This window comes from Aestuariibius sp. HNIBRBA575 (assembly GCF_040932005.1).
In the GTDB taxonomy this organism is placed as follows: domain Bacteria; phylum Pseudomonadota; class Alphaproteobacteria; order Rhodobacterales; family Rhodobacteraceae; genus CANLNM01.
This window is the reverse complement of sequence record NZ_CP162414.1, coordinates 725,963-741,219: the sequence shown is the minus strand read 5'-3', so window position 1 is coordinate 741,219 and position 15,257 is coordinate 725,963. Positions and strand designations below refer to the sequence as shown.

14 protein-coding genes are annotated in these 15,257 nt (G+C 55.9%); 9 read left to right on the top strand and 5 right to left on the bottom strand.

Going from position 1 to position 15,257, the window contains the following annotated elements; translation table 11 throughout:
* Window positions 1–28: 28 nt before the first annotated feature.
* The 6 genes from AB1F12_RS03825 (at window position 29) to AB1F12_RS03800 (ending at window position 6,842) form a co-directional block, all read left to right on the top strand.
* On the top strand, window positions 29–1,807 hold the full coding sequence (locus AB1F12_RS03825) for an acyl-CoA dehydrogenase C-terminal domain-containing protein (RefSeq protein WP_368186701.1): 1,779 nt from the start codon (window positions 29–31) through the stop codon (window positions 1,805–1,807).
* 52 nt (window positions 1,808–1,859) lie between these two features.
* Entirely contained in the window at window positions 1,860–2,072 is a 213-nt protein-coding gene (locus tag AB1F12_RS03820) for a hypothetical protein (RefSeq protein WP_368186700.1), read from the top strand.
* A gap of 130 nt (window positions 2,073–2,202) precedes the next feature.
* A complete protein-coding gene (locus AB1F12_RS03815; protein WP_368188260.1) occupies window positions 2,203–2,835 on the top strand; it encodes a glutathione S-transferase family protein in 633 nt (210 codons plus the stop codon).
* Between the two features lie 11 nt (window positions 2,836–2,846).
* Window positions 2,847–4,058 (top strand): acetyl-CoA C-acetyltransferase, encoded by a 1,212-nt coding sequence (locus tag AB1F12_RS03810; RefSeq protein WP_368186699.1) that lies wholly within the window; start codon window positions 2,847–2,849, stop codon window positions 4,056–4,058.
* A 117-nt stretch (window positions 4,059–4,175) separates the two neighbouring features.
* Window positions 4,176–4,601 (top strand): hypothetical protein, encoded by a 426-nt coding sequence (locus tag AB1F12_RS03805; RefSeq protein WP_368186697.1) that lies wholly within the window; start codon window positions 4,176–4,178, stop codon window positions 4,599–4,601.
* Between the two features lie 45 nt (window positions 4,602–4,646).
* Complete coding sequence (locus tag AB1F12_RS03800; RefSeq protein WP_368186696.1) at window positions 4,647–6,842, top strand: 3-hydroxyacyl-CoA dehydrogenase NAD-binding domain-containing protein; 2,196 nt, start codon at window positions 4,647–4,649, stop codon at window positions 6,840–6,842.
* A gap of 63 nt (window positions 6,843–6,905) precedes the next feature.
* Here AB1F12_RS03800 and AB1F12_RS03795 read toward each other — a convergent pair whose 3' ends face one another.
* On the bottom strand, window positions 6,906–7,274 hold the full coding sequence (locus AB1F12_RS03795) for a winged helix-turn-helix transcriptional regulator (protein ID WP_368186695.1): 369 nt from the start codon (window positions 7,272–7,274) through the stop codon (window positions 6,906–6,908).
* A gap of 91 nt (window positions 7,275–7,365) precedes the next feature.
* On the opposite strand from AB1F12_RS03795, the gene AB1F12_RS03790 reads away from it, so the two are divergent.
* Window positions 7,366–8,136: a nuclear transport factor 2 family protein gene (locus tag AB1F12_RS03790; protein ID WP_368186694.1), complete on the top strand. Its 771-nt coding sequence runs from the start codon at window positions 7,366–7,368 to the stop codon at window positions 8,134–8,136.
* Between the two features lie 70 nt (window positions 8,137–8,206).
* Here AB1F12_RS03790 and AB1F12_RS03785 read toward each other — a convergent pair whose 3' ends face one another.
* The 3 genes from AB1F12_RS03785 to AB1F12_RS03775 all read right to left on the bottom strand — a co-directional run bounded on the left by AB1F12_RS03785 (window position 8,207) and on the right by AB1F12_RS03775 (window position 10,605).
* The gene (locus tag AB1F12_RS03785; RefSeq protein ID WP_368186692.1) at window positions 8,207–8,878 is read right to left on the bottom strand and encodes a Hint domain-containing protein; all 672 of its coding nucleotides are present in this window, start codon (window positions 8,876–8,878) and stop codon (window positions 8,207–8,209) included.
* A gap of 179 nt (window positions 8,879–9,057) precedes the next feature.
* Window positions 9,058–9,705 carry a sulfotransferase family 2 domain-containing protein gene (locus AB1F12_RS03780; protein WP_368186690.1) on the bottom strand — a complete coding sequence of 216 codons (648 nt, stop codon included), beginning with the start codon at window positions 9,703–9,705 and terminating at the stop codon, window positions 9,058–9,060.
* A gap of 9 nt (window positions 9,706–9,714) precedes the next feature.
* Entirely contained in the window at window positions 9,715–10,605 is an 891-nt protein-coding gene (locus AB1F12_RS03775) for a DMT family transporter (RefSeq protein ID WP_368186689.1), read from the bottom strand.
* Between the two features lie 100 nt (window positions 10,606–10,705).
* Between AB1F12_RS03775 and AB1F12_RS03770 the strand changes: the two genes are divergently transcribed.
* Both AB1F12_RS03770 and AB1F12_RS03765 read left to right on the top strand, forming a co-directional pair.
* Window positions 10,706–12,346, top strand: a complete 1,641-nt coding sequence (locus AB1F12_RS03770) for an AMP-binding protein (RefSeq protein WP_368186687.1) — start codon at window positions 10,706–10,708, stop codon at window positions 12,344–12,346.
* Window positions 12,347–12,454: 108 nt separating this feature from the next.
* A complete protein-coding gene (locus tag AB1F12_RS03765) occupies window positions 12,455–13,477 on the top strand; it encodes a hypothetical protein (RefSeq protein WP_368186686.1) in 1,023 nt (340 codons plus the stop codon).
* Window positions 13,478–13,559: 82 nt separating this feature from the next.
* Here the strand turns inward: AB1F12_RS03765 and AB1F12_RS03760 are convergent, their stop codons facing one another.
* Window positions 13,560–15,245 carry an SPOR domain-containing protein gene (locus AB1F12_RS03760; RefSeq protein WP_368186685.1) on the bottom strand — a complete coding sequence of 562 codons (1,686 nt, stop codon included), beginning with the start codon at window positions 15,243–15,245 and terminating at the stop codon, window positions 13,560–13,562.
* Window positions 15,246–15,257 lie beyond the last annotated feature (12 nt).

Sequence of the window (15,257 nt, the reverse complement as noted above, 5' to 3'; positions counted from 1 at the left end):
GCCGTTGAACACCACCGAGGAGGCCCACATGCCGAGCTACACCGCACCCGTTAAAGACATGCAATTTGTGTTGCACGAATTGTTGCAGATCAGCCAAAGCGATATCCCCGGATATAGCGATCTAGAGGCGGATTTCACCTCGGCGATCCTAGAAGAAGCGGGCAAGCTGACCTCTCAGGTTTTGGCGCCGTTGAATATCGTTGGCGATACCGAAGGCTGCCGGTTGGAAAACGGCATTGTCTATACGCCCACCGGGTTCAAGGATGCATTTGAGCAAGTCAAAGAAGGCGGATGGACAGGTCTGGACCTGCCCGAAGAGTTCGGCGGCCAGAACATGCCATATGTGATGGCCACGGCGGTGATGGAAATGTTCAGCGGCTCCAATCAGGCGTTTTCCATGTATCAGGGCCTGACGCATGGCGCGGTGTCGGCAATTTTGGTCCACGGAACCGACGCACAAAAAGCCACCTATGTGCCTAATATGACGTCCTGCGAATGGACCGGCACCATGAACCTGACCGAACCCCATTGCGGCACCGATCTGGGCCTGATGCGCACCAAAGCGGAACCTCAGGATGACGGGTCATATAAAATCAGCGGTCAGAAAATCTTTATTTCTGCGGGCGATCACGACATGTCCGAAAATGTCATCCATCTGGTGCTGGCCAAAATCCCCGGTGGCCCCGACGGCATCAAAGGTGTGTCGCTGTTCATCGTGCCCAAATTCAACATCAACGATGATGGCACTGTGGGCCACCGTAACGGCGTATCCGTCGGTAAAATCGAAGAGAAAATGGGCATTCACGGCAATTCCACCTGCGTGATGAACTATGACGACGCCAAAGGGTTTCTGCTGGGGGATATGCACAAAGGCATGCGCGCCATGTTCACCATGATGAACGAAGCGCGTCTGGGCGTCGGCATGCAGGGCATGGCCCAAGCCGAAGCCGCCTATCAGAACGCCGTGATCTATGCCAAGGACCGCCTGCAGGGCCGCGATGTGACCGGCGTGAAAAACCCCGATGGTCCGGCCGATCCGTTGATTGTTCACCCCGATATCCGCCGCAACCTGATGGAACAGAAAAGCTTTGTCGAAGGCGCGCGGGCCTTTCTTTATTGGGGCGCGCAACAAATTGATGCTGGCCACCGGGCCAAGGATGCAGATGCCGAAGGCCTGATTTCCCTGCTCACCCCCGTGATCAAAGGCTTTATGACCGACAAAGGGTTCGAATACGCCGTCGCCGCCCAACAAGTGTTCGGTGGACATGGCTATATCGAGGAATTTGGCATGTCCCAATTTGCCCGCGATGCCCGGATCACCCAAATCTACGAAGGCGCCAATGGCGTGCAGGCACTGGATCTGGTTGGTCGCAAACTGGCCACCGATGGCGGCAAACATGTCATGGCCTATTTCGACATGATCAAAACCTGGATCAAAGACAATTCCGGCGACGATGACTTTGATCAGGCGTTCATCAACCCGCTGAAAGACGCATCCAAAGCGCTGCAGGCGGCGGGAATGTATTTCATGCAAAACGGCATGAAAAACCCCAACAATGCGCTGTCTGGGTCCTATGATTTCATGCACATGATGGGTCATGTCACGCTGGGCCTAATGTGGGCAAAAATGGCCAAAGCCGCCCAAACCGCGCTGGATAATGGGGCGTCGGATCGTGAATTCTACGAAACCAAAATCGCCACGGGTAAATTCTATATGGCCCGCCAATTGCCCGCCTGCGCCATGCATCTGGCCCGGATCGAAACCGGGGCAGACACCGTTATGGCCCTAGACGCCGAGAGCTTTTAAGCTTCTGGTTGTTGGGCGCATCCCGCGCCCAACACACCCAAAGGAGAGCTAAATGCCCAAACGTTTCCGCCTCACCCGCCGCTTTCCGGTCGCCATGACCGAAGATGGCTATCGTCGCCTGCGCCGTTTTTCCCAAGAGGCCGGTCTGGACGAAGGCGAAGCCCTGTCATTTCTGTTCGAAAACTTCGACAGCATTCTGGACGAAGAAACCTTTGGCATCAAATTGCGCGCCTTTAATTCCGAGCTGGAGGCCCGCAAACGATGATTTCTACTGAGTACACCGCCCAGAAAGCAGCATCGGGCCCGCGATCCACACCGCGTTTATCACGCTTTGGTGGCCTACATCCTCAGCCGCGCTGCCTAAAATCATTTCTCAGCTCAAAGGTTATTCAATGATGAAACTCTATTGTTTTGGAGAAAGCGGCCATTCCTACAAAGTCGCCCTAGCGCTGACCCTATCCGGTACAAAATGGCAGGCCGAGCATGTTGATTTTTTCAACGGTGCCGCCCGCAGCGACGATTATAAGGAAAATATCAACGAAATGGGCGAATGCCCGGTTTTGGTAGATGGCGATCACACGTTGTCCCAATCCGGGGTCATTCTGGATTATCTGTCTGACAAAACCGGCAAATTTGGCGGCGAAACAGCCGATGACAAACGCGAAGTTTTGCGCTGGATTCTATGGGATAATCACAAGTTCAGTGCCATGATCGGCATGACCCGGTTTCTGTTAAATTTCCTGTCCGAAAAACACCGCCCCGCCGAAGTGATTGCATTCAATCAGGGCCGGATCAAATCCGCCATGGCGGTGCTGGATACCCATTTGACGGGACGTGACTTTGTGGTGGGCCGTAACGTCACCAATGCAGATATCAGCCTGTGTTCTTATCTGTATTACCCAGAGACCTGCGGTGTCGATGTCGCGCAATACCCCAATATTGTCGCGTGGTTAGACCGCATCAAAGCCCTGCCCAATTGGCAGGCCCCGTATGACCTAATGCAACCCGCGTTTCAGCGCGGGCAGTGAGGAGAGCATGTATGCAAGACGCCTATATCTATGACGCCCTACGCACCCCAAGGGGTAAGGGGCGCAAGGATGGATCGCTTCACGAAGTGACCAGCCTGCGGTTGTCAGCGGTGACGCTGAACGCCCTAAAAGAACGCAATGGTCTGGATGGCCATGCGGTCGAGGATGTGATCTGGGGCAATGCGACCCAAGTCATGGAACAAGGCGGCTGTCTGGCCCGCACGGCGGTGCTGGCGTCGGATTTGGACGAACGCATTCCGGGTCTGTCGATCAACCGGTTCTGCGCCTCTGGCATGGAGGCCGTCAATCTGGCCGCCAATCAGGTCCGCGGTGGCGCCGGTCAGGGCTATATCGCCGGTGGCGTCGAATGCATGAGCCGCGTGGCCATGGGATCAGACGGGGCGGCGGTGGCTGTGGATCCTACCGTGTCCATGGAACAAAACTTTGTTCCACAAGGTATTTCCGCCGATATCATCGCAACTGAGTACGGGATTTCGCGCGATGACGCCGATGCCTTTGCGGTCGAAAGCCAAAAACGCGCTGCGGCCGCATGGGACGCAGGCCATTTCAAGGATTCCGTGATTTCGGTCAAGGATGTGAACGGTCTGACCATTCTGGATCATGACGAATATATGCGTCCGGGCACCGATATGCAGACCTTGGGCGGGTTGAAACCTGCGTTTAAGGATCAGGGCGAAGTCATGCCCGGTTTCGACAAAATCGCCTTGATGAAATACCCCCATCTGGAATCGATCAATCACATTCACCACGCTGGCAACAGTTCTGGCATCGTGGATGGCGCGGCAGGCATCCTGATCGGGTCCAAGGAATTTGGCGACGCCCACGGGCTGAAACCCCGCGCTGTGATCCGTGCGACGGCGAAAATCGGCACTGATCCGACGATCATGCTGACCGGGCCAGTGCCCGTGACCGAAAAAATCCTGGCCGATTCAGACATGTCGATCAGCGACATTGACCTGTTTGAGGTCAACGAAGCGTTTTCATCCGTGGTTTTGCGGTTCATGCAGGCGTTCAACGTGGATCATTCCAAATTGAACGTGAATGGCGGCGCGATTGCCATGGGGCATCCTTTGGGCGCGTCGGGCGCGATCATCATCGGCACCCTATTGGATGAACTGGAACGCACCGGCAAAGGCACCGGGCTGGCGACGCTTTGTGTGGCATCCGGCATGGGTGCGGCCACGATCATCGAACGGGTGTAATCTAACATGCGCATCGCCTTTCCCTTCGTCTCTTTTCAGGATGCTGCGGATCTAAGATGCGATTTTATCAATAGAAAGGTGGGACTTCTTCAACAGCTCCGGCTAGTGTTAAGCAGAATGAAAACGGCTGAGGAAATATATCAAAGCGTGCTGGATGGCACGCGCACCCCTCTTTTGGAGGGGAATTTCCAAGCATTCCGTCGTTTCATTGCTCTGCCCCATTCCATTTCCACACGGATGGGCACGGTGACAATGCACACCGAAAAGCATCTGGAATCGACGTTCCAGACGTTTCACACATCCCTCAAAGATCAGCGGGTCACCGACTATATCCGCACAACGATCTGGGCGAAATTTGTGAATGACACGCTTATCCAAGGTGCACATTCCTGCTTGATGATCAGCGGATCTACCGAAGTTGCCCCGGCTTACGGCAATGAAATGTCACTGGAATTTGACGGGGAAACATGGCGTGTCGCCAGTTCCGTCAGTTCGGTTGCCAATATCCAATGGCCAACCATCGCCCCAGTGTCACCTAGGTAAACCGAATACGGGCTGCGGCCCGTTCAGCAAGGAAGAACACAAATTATGAGTGACTTCAGCTATGAAATGGACGGCGATGGCGTCGTAACCATCACGTGGGATACAGTCGGGAAATCGATGAATGTCATGTCTTTGCAGGGGTTTAGCGACCTGAGCGACATGATCGACCGCGCCTTGGCCGATGATGCCGCCAAAGGTGTGATCATCACATCCGGCAAAAAAGGGTCCTTTGCAGGCGGGATGGATTTGAACATCATCGCCAAAATGAAAGAAAGCGCAGGCGACGACCCGGCCCGCGGCCTGTTTGACGGCGTGATGGATATGCATGGTGTGCTGCGCAAAATCGAACGCGCGGGCATGGATCCCAAAACCAACAAAGGCGGCAAACCCATCGCCTGCGTGCTGCCGGGCACCGCGCTTGGCATCGGGCTTGAGGTGCCTTTGTCGTGCCATCGCATTTTTGCGGCCGACAATCCCAAGGCCAAAATCGGCCTGCCAGAAATCATGGTCGGGATTTTCCCCGGTGCCGGTGGGACCACACGTTTGGTGCGCAAAATGGGCGCCATGGCCGCGTCACCGTTTCTGTTGCAGGGCAAATTGTCCGATCCCAAGAAAGCCAAGGCCGCGGGCATCATCGACGAAGTGTCCGACGATCCGATGGCGGATGCGCGCGCCTGGGTTCTGTCAGAACCCAAAATCGTGAAACCATGGGACGAAAAGGGCTATAAAATGCCCGGTGGCGCGCCCTATCACCCGGCTGGATTCATGACCTTTGTTGGCGCATCCGCGATGGTCAATGGCAACACAATGGGCGTCTATCCCGCCGCCAAAGCGCTGCTGAGCGCCGTCTATGAAGGCGCGATGGTGCCGTTTGACACAGCTCTGAAAATTGAGGCGCGCTGGTTCACCAATGTGCTGATGAACCCATCATCCTCTGCGATGATCCGCAGCCTGTTCATCAACAAAGAGGCCTTGGAAAAAGGCGCAAATCGCCCGGCTATTGACGATCAATCCGTCAAAAAGGTCGGCGTTCTGGGCGCGGGCATGATGGGCGCTGGCATTGCGCTGGTTTCTGCTAAGGTTGGCATCGACGTGGTGCTGATCGACCAAACCCAAGAGGCCGCAGATCGCGGCAAAGCCTATTGCGAAACCTATTTTGACAAAGGCGTGGCACGCAAAAAAGTGACGTCCGAGCAAAAAGATAAGGCGCTAGGCCTGATCAATGCCACCTCTAATCTAGATGCGCTAAAGGGATGCGATCTGATCGTTGAGGCGGTGTTCGAAGACGTCACAGTCAAGGCGGAAATGACCCAAAAGGTCGAAGCGATTGTCGGTGAAGACTGTATTTTCGCCACCAACACATCGACTTTGCCGATCACCGAATTGGCCAAAGCGTCCAAACGTCCTGAGCAATTCATCGGCATTCATTTCTTTAGCCCTGTTGAAAAAATGATGCTGGTTGAAATCATCAAAGGCGCCGATAGCGGGGATCGGGCGGTGGCGAAATCGCTGGATTACGTCCGCCAGATCAAGAAAACCCCAATTGTTGTGAATGACGAACGGTTTTTCTATGCCAATCGCTGCATCATTCCCTACATCAACGAAGGCATTCGGATGGTGAAAGAGGGCGTGGAACCTGCGCTGATCGAAAACGCGGCCAAGCTGGTTGGCATGCCGTTGGGACCGCTGCAATTGACCGATGAAACCTCGATTGATCTGGGTGTGAAAATCGCCAAAGCCACAAAACTGGCGATGGGGGATGCCTATCCGAACGAACAAGTCGACGAAGTGCTGTTCTGGATGTTTGACGAAGGCCGGCTGGGTCGCAAATCCAAATCCGGGTTCTATGCCTATGATGACAAAGGCAAACGTCAGGGTCTATGGGACGGTTTGACCGCCAAATACCCCGTGGCGGACGATCAGCCTGACCTGACCGAAGTGCAGCATCGCCTGCTTTTTGCCCAAGTGTTGGAAGCGGTGCGCGCCCTAGAAGAAGGCGTGCTGGAAGACATCCGCGAAGGCGATGTGGGCGCTATTCTGGGCTGGGGTTTTGCCCCGTGGTCGGGTGGGCCGTTCAGCTGGCTTGATATACTGGGCACGCCTTATGCGGCGGAACGCTGTGATCAATTGGCTGCAACTTATGGCGACCGGTTTGCCTGTCCTGATCTGCTGCGCGACATGGCTGCCAAAGGCCAATCGTTCTACGGCCGCTTTGGTCCAGAGGCAAAATCAGCCGCCTAATCAGCGCGTAAACGTTTGAAAAAAAAGAAGGTCGCCTTTCGGGGCGGCCTTTTATTTTGGGGATCATGCCTGATCATATGCCGCGCGTGACTGGCGAATTTGGTCATGATTTGCCGCCGCCCAAAGGGTCAAATCTTTGATCCGTTGCATCAAATCCAGCCCCAATTCCGTCAATTCATAATGCACAGCGACGGGGGGGCCGGGGGTGACGGTGCGGGTTAAAAATCCGTCCCGTTCCAATCCACGCAGGTTTTCTGTCAGCACGCGCTGGGTGACTTCTCCGATGGTGCGTTTCAATTCACCAAATCGCAGCGCCCCATCTTCGAGCACCAGCAGGATCAACATTTGCCATTTGCCGGTCACCTTGGACAGGACCTGACGGATTGGGCAATTTTCGACCTCTTCTTTGGTCAAGGCGGTTACTGGAAGCATACCTGGTTCCTTTAAGGTGCGTAATTGATACTTGGTGCGTTTTTGATACCACTTATGCAGCACTGAAACAATCGATTCGAAAGATACTGATATGACCCCTACAGAACTTGTCCTGAACGCGGTTGCGGCTCTGTTCACAAACTTTGATCCAGAAGCAGCACAACAATTGCTGGCGCCCGATTACATCCAGCACAATCCAGTTGTGCCAACCGGCGCTGCGCCGATCATCGGGTTCATTCCCGCCTTGCAACAAAGCGGTCTCACCATGACAACCCACCGCGTGATCAGTGAAGGCGACTTGGTTGTACTGCACAATACCTTTGACAATGCGCAAGCCTTTGGCGCGCCCAGCATGGTCGCGTTCGACATTTTCCGCGTCGAGGACGGCAAAGTGGCGGAACATTGGGACAATCTGGCCCCCCTGACCGCGCCCAACCCGTCCGGGCGCACACAGACGGATGGCGCAACCCAAATCACCGATCTGGACGCCACGGCCGACAACAAGGCCTTGGTCACGGGGTTCATCCAAGACGTTCTGACAGATGGCAAAGTGGACCTAATCACCAACTACATTTCCACCGAAACCTACCTGCAGCATAACAGCCAGATCGCAGATGGGCTGGACGGTCTGGGCGTCGCACTGGGCGCCATGGCTGAACAAGGCATTTCGATGGTCTACACCGAAACCCATATCGTGGTGGCCGAAGGGAACTTTGTCTTTGCCGCATCCCAAGGCACATTGGGCGACACGCCTACGGCCTTTTATGATCTGTTTCGGGTGTCAGACGGATTGATCGTTGAACATTGGGATGTGGTGTCAGACATCCCCGCCGAAATGGCGCATGAGAATGGCAAATTCTAAGCTCATCCCCAAAGGAAAAGGTGCGCCGGGTTTCCCCGACGCACCCCCTGCGTATCTTCTCCGCGAGTGGTTAGGATACGCAGGATCCGGGGTCCCCTTTGGGGGAGGATACCCCGAATCCGGTCTCGTCCAGTTCCATCAGGCTCACTAAAATATCTGCCTGTGCGTCGCTCAAAGCAACATATCCATTAGTCTGTGGATCTATACCGACGAGTATATCGACAGCGGCTTGGCACAAAAACAAAGCCCCGCCATTGCTAAAGACGATCTGATCTTCGCTAAAATAAATGCACACCACATCTGTGCGACATGGGGGTGCAATACGTTCAATCCCACGGAAACCTTCCAATGCACTGGCTGCCATCAGCGCAAAGGCGTCTCCGTAAATGTTTTCTGCCGCATCGCTTTCGATCATCACAGGCTGATCGGGCAGAATGGTCATCCGGTCCTGATTGCCCAACGCACCAGCAGGAACATTCAGCGGCCAGCGGCTGGGATCTTTGTCGTGATGTGTGGACCAAACCGTAAACCGGCGCACTTCGACGACGGGTTGCATGCCACCATCAAATGTCAGCACCATATCCCCAGCCGCAATCGTTTCAACCGGGCGCCAGCCCATTTTAGTGGCAACTTTGGTGCCCGTCGCCAGCCCTACATTGACGTCAGCAAAGGATGTTTCCATCCGTTCAAAGCCTTCGTAGGTCCGTTCAGGTGCGGCAGCAGATTTAATCCAGTCGAACATTTTCTAAGTCCTTTTCACGTGGCAGCGGGCCTTTGACCCTCGCGATAGGACTAGATGCCGTGATTCTCTGGCCATGGATTGGGACATAAAAGGGCCGAATTGGGGCATTGGTGCGGCCGATTGGGTCAATTACGCCAATCCCAGCAGTTAATGCTTCGTTAAGAAACAATCAGGCAATTTTAATCGAAGGCATATCCAAATCGGTCGATGTCAGCAGCACAGATTTTGGCCACCAGATCCGCATCTGCTGTGGAATAATAGCTGCGCCAATCCGATATCCGCTTGGATTCGTTTGCTTTCCCTAAGGGCAGCTTGAACCCCAAATGGGTTTCCAGATCCGCCATATCCGCCACCAGATGTTCCAGTCGGATAAAATGGCAGGGATATTCCCGCCCCTGCGCATCACTGACATAGCGCCCATAGGGATGTGCATGCAGGCTGCGTCTGGTGTGGTCCGCATTCAGGAACCCGCTGAAATCCGTGGCTTTGGCCAGATGCACCGCCGGATGATCAAAGCGTTGATCCTGCAGCCAGTGATAATAGCTGACGATCCGGTCCCAGGGATTGCGCACCAATGTGAACACATAGGAATGTTCGATCTGATCGCGCCCTATCAGACCGATCACATCCGCCAAGGTCGAATGTTTCCACAACCGGCCCGCGGTTTGGGCATCTTTGATCCGATTGCGCCGCCGCACGGCCTTGGGGGTGTCGCCAATCAGGATGTCATCGGCCTTGGCCCGCTTTTCCAAGGCCAACGCCATCGACGTCCCGCCCGTTTTGGGGATATGCACAAAGATATAGCCGCGGCCCGGTGAAATGATCATCTGCCTAGTCTATCGCGACCTGAGCGCAATCACGACCCCCGAGGCGATGATCAACCCAACCCCCGCCACGGCCAGCATATTGGGCACAGCCCCAAACAGAACAAACGCCCACATCGCCGCGCAGATGATCATCCCATATTCCAGAATGGCAATATAAGACGCCTCGCCCAGCTGATAGCCACGGGTAATGCTGAACACGCCAATCGTGGCCCCCACCGCTTGGATCAGGCACAGCCCCAAAAACGTGTATGTGGGCGCCACATAGCCCAAGGTCACAAAATCCGGCACCGCAATGTCCGCAATCGTAAACCCGACCATGCCCAGCAGCCCCACCAATCCAAGCCCAATGAAGTTAAAGATCGTCAACACAATCGTACCTTCGCCTTCGCACCATTCGCGTGTCGCCAAATTGGCCACCGCATAAAAAGCCCCGGCCACCATCGGGATAAAGGATGTCAGGTTCAGGCTGTTTGGGTCAGGCTGTACCACCATGACCAATCCGGCAAAGCCAACCGCTGCTGCGATCCAACGGCGACGGCCGATTTGGCGTTTCAAAAATACCGCTGACAGGATCAGAACGAAAATCGGCGCGGTAAACAGCCCCGCCAGAACCACTTCGATTGGCATAAAGGCCAGTGACCCAAAATAGATCGTCATGGCCACTGTGACCGCCACAGTGCGCCCGATTACGGCCCAGAATTTGGTCGGCCAGACAGGCGCACCCGCAAAATAGCCGATTAACACCAGAGCCGGCAGAACCAGCGCGGCACGGGTCGCGTGGAACTGCCACAACCCTGCCTGTTGCGCGATGGCCGGGACCAAATTGTCGACAAACCCCAACGACATCATGCCCATCAACATGAACATCATCGCAGCAACCGGCCTTACATTCCTATCCACGGATTTTTCCTTTGAACATTTCTCTTCACAAGAATCGCAAACCGGCTACATACTCAACGCCATTCGCGACACAAAATGCGTTTCAGGGGGGAAAATCGACATGGGTTGGATGGCAGACGAGGCCGGGCTGGAAAAATGCGCCGCAAATCACGTAGCTTTGACGCCTTTGTCGCATCTTATACGGGCGGCGCGGGTTTTTCCCAACCACGAAGCGTTGGTCTATGGCACCATCCGCCACACCTATCGTCAATATTACCAACGCATCACCCAATTGGCGTCGGCCTTGGTCAATGCGGGGATCAAATCCGGTGATGTTGTGGCCACGGTTTTGCCCAATGTCCCCGCCCAAGCCGAAGCATCCTGGGCCATTCCCGCATGCGGGGCTGTTTTGAACACCATCAATGTGCGTTTGGATGTCGACACGATCGCCTATATTCTGGATCACGGCGGTGCAAAATTGGTGATCGTCGATTGCCAGTTTTTGCCCGTGGTGATGGATGCAATCGACCTGATGGACGGCCCCGCCCCCATCGTGATCGAGGTTCCCGATCCGCTTGCAGGCATTCCCCATATTGGTACCCAAACCGATTATGAGGATTTTCTGGCCACCGGTGATCCGGATTTTCAATGGATCCTACCCAAAGATGAATGGGAAAGTCTGGCGCTGAATTACACCTCTGGCACGACGGGTCGCCCCAAAGGGGTGGTTTATTCGCACCGTGGGGCCATGTTGATGACCTTGGGCACGCCGATTTCCTGGCAAATGGTGCGACATCCCAGATATCTGACCATTGTGCCGCTGTTTCACTGCAATGGCTGGAACCACACATGGATGATGCCTGCATTGGGGGGGACGGTGATTTGCTGTCGCGACATCAGTGCTGCGGCCATTTATAATGCCATCGCCGACGAAGCCGTGACCCATTTTGGCGGCGCTCCCATTGTTTTGAACATGCTTGTTAATGCGCCCGATGACGTGCGACGTCGCTTTGATCACGTGATCGAGGTGTTCACCGCAGGCGCCCCGCCCGCCCCGGCAACATTGGCGGCGGTTGGCAAATTGGGGTTCAACGTCACACAGGTCTATGGCCTGACAGAAACCTACGGCCATGTGACGGAATGCACGTGGGATGCGGGATGGGATGCTTTGCCAGCCGATGAACAGGCCGCCATCAAAGCCCGCCAAGGCGTGCCAATTCCGACGTTAGAATATTGCAGCGTGCAGGACGACCAAGGCCACCAGATATCTATGGATGGGAAAACGCAGGGTGAAATTGTCATGCGCGGGAATTGCGTCATGAAGGGCTATTACCGCAATCCCAAAGCCACAATTGAGGCGTTTCACGGCGGTTTCTTTCATTCCGGTGACATCGCCATTCAGCATCCTGACAGCTATGTGCAGATTGCCGACCGCGCCAAGGACATCATCATTTCGGGCGGCGAAAACATTTCTTCGGTCGAAGTCGAAGCCGCCTTGATGCACCACCCGGCCGTGAATCTATGTGCAATTGTCGCCAAACCTGATGACCGCTGGGGCGAAGTGCCCTGCGCCTTTGTTGAACTCAAAGACGGGGCCGATGCCGACGAAGCCGAATTGATCGCCTTTGCCCGCAGCCGTTTGGCCGGTTTCAAATGCCCCAAACAGGTTGTGTTTATGGATTTGCCAAAAACATCGACCGGCAAAATCCAGAAATTCGAATTGCGCACCCTTGCGCGCGGCCAGTCCGCTGATCTGACCTGAAACGGGGCTGTTGTCGCAACTCTTACAACCGCTCTATTCATTCCTGATTTGATCCCGTAAAGTTGCATAAAATTATCAGCTTAGATGACAGGCAATGCGTCCGCAAAAATGACGGCACTCAGGGAATATCAGCACCTCGAAAGCGGGGGATTGTGGCGCGCCGATACCGACGCCCAGCGTCGGGATGTGATTGTGTCCTTTGGGGATGCCACGCTGGTCATTTCTGACACTGCCAATCGTCCACTGTCGCATTGGTCCCTGCCCGCCGTCGCACGGCTGAATTCCGGCACCCGGCCCGCGCTGTATTCGCCGGACCCTAACGGCACAGAAACCCTTGAAATTGATGACGATTATATGATCGACGCAATTGAAAAGGTCCGGATCACATTGGGAAAACGCCAGCCACGTCAGGGGCGTTTGCGCTGGCTTAGCTTTGGGATTTCTACAGCGATTGTCCTGTCATTGATCCTGTTCTGGCTGCCAAATGCGCTGACACAGCACACGCTGACGGTGGTTCCCGCGGTCAAACGGGTCGAAATCGGCGCCAATCTGCTGGGCCATATTCAAAGCCTGACCGGCACGACCTGTCGCGCTCCGTTGGGCAATCAGGCGTTGCGCCGGTTGCAATTGCGCAGCCTTGGACCCGATGCGCCCGGTCAAATCGTGGTTTTACCGGCCGGACCCTCTGGGGCGTTATATCTGCCCGGCGGGATTATCACCCTCAACCGCGCCGTGGTCGAAGACCCCGAAGACCCCGCAACAGCAGCCGGTCACGTGGTTGCCGCTGCAGCGCGCATCATGGTGCAGGATCCGATCGAACCTATCTTGCGTCAGGCGGGCCTGCGCGCAACGCTTCGGTTCCTCACCACCGGGGATTTGCCGCCTGACACATTGCAATCTTATGCCGAAGTGTTGGTCGCCTCTTCGCCGGAACGGGTTTCTGATGATGTGTTGTTATCGGCCTTTGCAGCGGCCCGCATTCCCAGCACGCCTCTCGCCTATGACCTTGATATTACGGGCGAAAAAACAATCAGCCTGATCGAAGCGGACCCATTGCTGGGCCAGACTTTTCCTTTGATTTTGGCGGATGAAGACTGGATCAGTTTGCAGGGCATTTGCGGCAGCCGTTAATGCTGACCGCGCCACATTCCCCATCGCACACGAAGAAGACCCCGCCTAGCATCGCTATCGCAGAGCCTTCCCCGGGAGAACCCTATCGCCGGGTTGTTGCGTTGGTGTATCCAACGCCTCGTACCGTCTGAAGAGCACGGTTTAGCCGCGCCGCATCGTTGAACGGACCTGCCATCACAATCCGATATTCCTGCCCATTTCTGGTATAAACGCCGATCCGCATTGGCAATCCACGTGCCCGCAACTGGCGGGCCACGGTTTGCGCAGCTTCCCGCGTGTCAAACGTGGCCACATCAACATATGCATCTTCGATCACCGCAGGTGCAGATCGTGACGACATACGTGCATCCAGTTGCGCGGTTGGCTCTGGGCTGCGTTCCTGAGTGGCATAAGTCACCGAACCCCGTGGCAATCCCCGATTGGGGTTGATCCGCCCATCTTCCCAGACGCGCTGATACCCGGCGGGTGGATTGGGAATTGTGCGGTCATGACGTGGGTTTGACGCAGGCACTGGCGCAGGTCCAAAAACGTTGCGCGGCGCGGTTGCATAGGTTGTGCGTTCAGCACCGACCAGATTATACCCAGTTCCCCCCTGCATCCCCAGCGGCGCATGCGGCAGCTGCAATTGTGGCCCACAACGCACGGGATGCCGAGATTGGTTCAGATAATCATTTGCATAAGGTGTGTTCGCACAGGAATTGGCGGCAACCTGTTGCGCGCCTGTTTGGGTGCGATCTGTCCCCGGAAATCCAAGCGTCGGCGCATCCGCAGATGTCGCAATTTGTGTCACACGGGACGGTGCTGGTGCCGATTGCGGGGCGCAAACGATGGGCTGCCCGGTTGTGTGATTGATATAACTACGCCCGGTCTGCGCCATTTCTGCGCAGATTTCTGACAGGGTCACCCGGCGCAGATTGGACTGCTGGGGGGCGGGATTGGGGGCCAAGGCGGATAACGGCGCGGTCACTTGGGCGGTGGTTTGTGGCGCGGGCCCACAATCCAGCGCGCGACCAGTCCGCGCATCCCGATACCCACGTTGAATGCCAAACACACCGTCACAAGCTTCGGCGCGTGTAATCCGGCGGGGTTCGGCTACAGGTGGCACTGAGGGCGCTACTGGGGCAGATACCGGTTGCGGCGCAGGGCCACAATCAATCGGTTCGCCGGTTTGCGCGTTGCGATACCGACGTTGAATACCATAGACGCCGTCGCAGACATCCGCCCGCGTTAAACGCGGCGTTGCTGGCGCCGTTTGTGCAGGGGCGGCTGGTTCTGGCGTTGGCGCGGCAACAGGTGTCGGCGCAGGTGCTGGTGCGGGTGTGCGCACGATACGCGGCGACACAACTGGCGTTGGCCGTGGCGCGGGCTGTTCAGCCGGTGCTGCCGCAGTTTGCGGGGCCGGTTCGGGGGTCGAAATCACTGGTGCATCCCCTAGCGGGTTTGGGGCGGCGGCCAATTCAGACGCGCTGGCACGGGGGGACGCATTCGGGGCGGGGGCGTTGGCCTGTTCGGCGGCAACTTCTGCAGAAAGCGACGGCTGAAAGCCACACATCGCCCGGCGATCACGCGACACACGTGGCACCCAATTCACATTTCCACCGATCCCAGCACGGATGAAAACACAGCCATCGCTGTCCACATATTGGTTGCCCGTAAAGCTGGCAGGAGGCGTTTCCGCAGGTGGACCGATATCACGCAAATCCTGTGCCAAACCCATCTGGGATGACATGATCAAAGCTAAAACGGACGCGGACACTACCCGGGACATATCTGTATTCCC

What these genes read in the sequence shown, in the direction of transcription:
- AB1F12_RS03790 (WP_368186694.1), top strand. Translation starts at nt 7,366, where the DNA reads ATGACCCCTACAGAACTTGTCCTGAACGCGGTTGCGGCTCTGTTCACA.
- AB1F12_RS03800 (WP_368186696.1), top strand. Translation starts at nt 4,647, where the DNA reads ATGAGTGACTTCAGCTATGAAATGGACGGCGATGGCGTCGTAACCATC.
- AB1F12_RS03805 (WP_368186697.1), top strand. Translation starts at nt 4,176, where the DNA reads ATGAAAACGGCTGAGGAAATATATCAAAGCGTGCTGGATGGCACGCGC.
- AB1F12_RS03760 (WP_368186685.1), bottom strand. Translation starts at nt 15,245, where the DNA reads ATGTCCCGGGTAGTGTCCGCGTCCGTTTTAGCTTTGATCATGTCATCC.
- AB1F12_RS03820 (WP_368186700.1), top strand. Translation starts at nt 1,860, where the DNA reads ATGCCCAAACGTTTCCGCCTCACCCGCCGCTTTCCGGTCGCCATGACC.
- AB1F12_RS03780 (WP_368186690.1), bottom strand. Translation starts at nt 9,705, where the DNA reads ATGATCATTTCACCGGGCCGCGGCTATATCTTTGTGCATATCCCCAAA.
- AB1F12_RS03795 (WP_368186695.1), bottom strand. Translation starts at nt 7,274, where the DNA reads ATGCTTCCAGTAACCGCCTTGACCAAAGAAGAGGTCGAAAATTGCCCA.
- AB1F12_RS03765 (WP_368186686.1), top strand. Translation starts at nt 12,455, where the DNA reads ATGACGGCACTCAGGGAATATCAGCACCTCGAAAGCGGGGGATTGTGG.
- AB1F12_RS03825 (WP_368186701.1), top strand. Translation starts at nt 29, where the DNA reads ATGCCGAGCTACACCGCACCCGTTAAAGACATGCAATTTGTGTTGCAC.
- AB1F12_RS03785 (WP_368186692.1), bottom strand. Translation starts at nt 8,878, where the DNA reads ATGTTCGACTGGATTAAATCTGCTGCCGCACCTGAACGGACCTACGAA.
- AB1F12_RS03770 (WP_368186687.1), top strand. Translation starts at nt 10,706, where the DNA reads ATGGGTTGGATGGCAGACGAGGCCGGGCTGGAAAAATGCGCCGCAAAT.
- AB1F12_RS03815 (WP_368188260.1), top strand. Translation starts at nt 2,203, where the DNA reads ATGAAACTCTATTGTTTTGGAGAAAGCGGCCATTCCTACAAAGTCGCC.
- AB1F12_RS03810 (WP_368186699.1), top strand. Translation starts at nt 2,847, where the DNA reads ATGCAAGACGCCTATATCTATGACGCCCTACGCACCCCAAGGGGTAAG.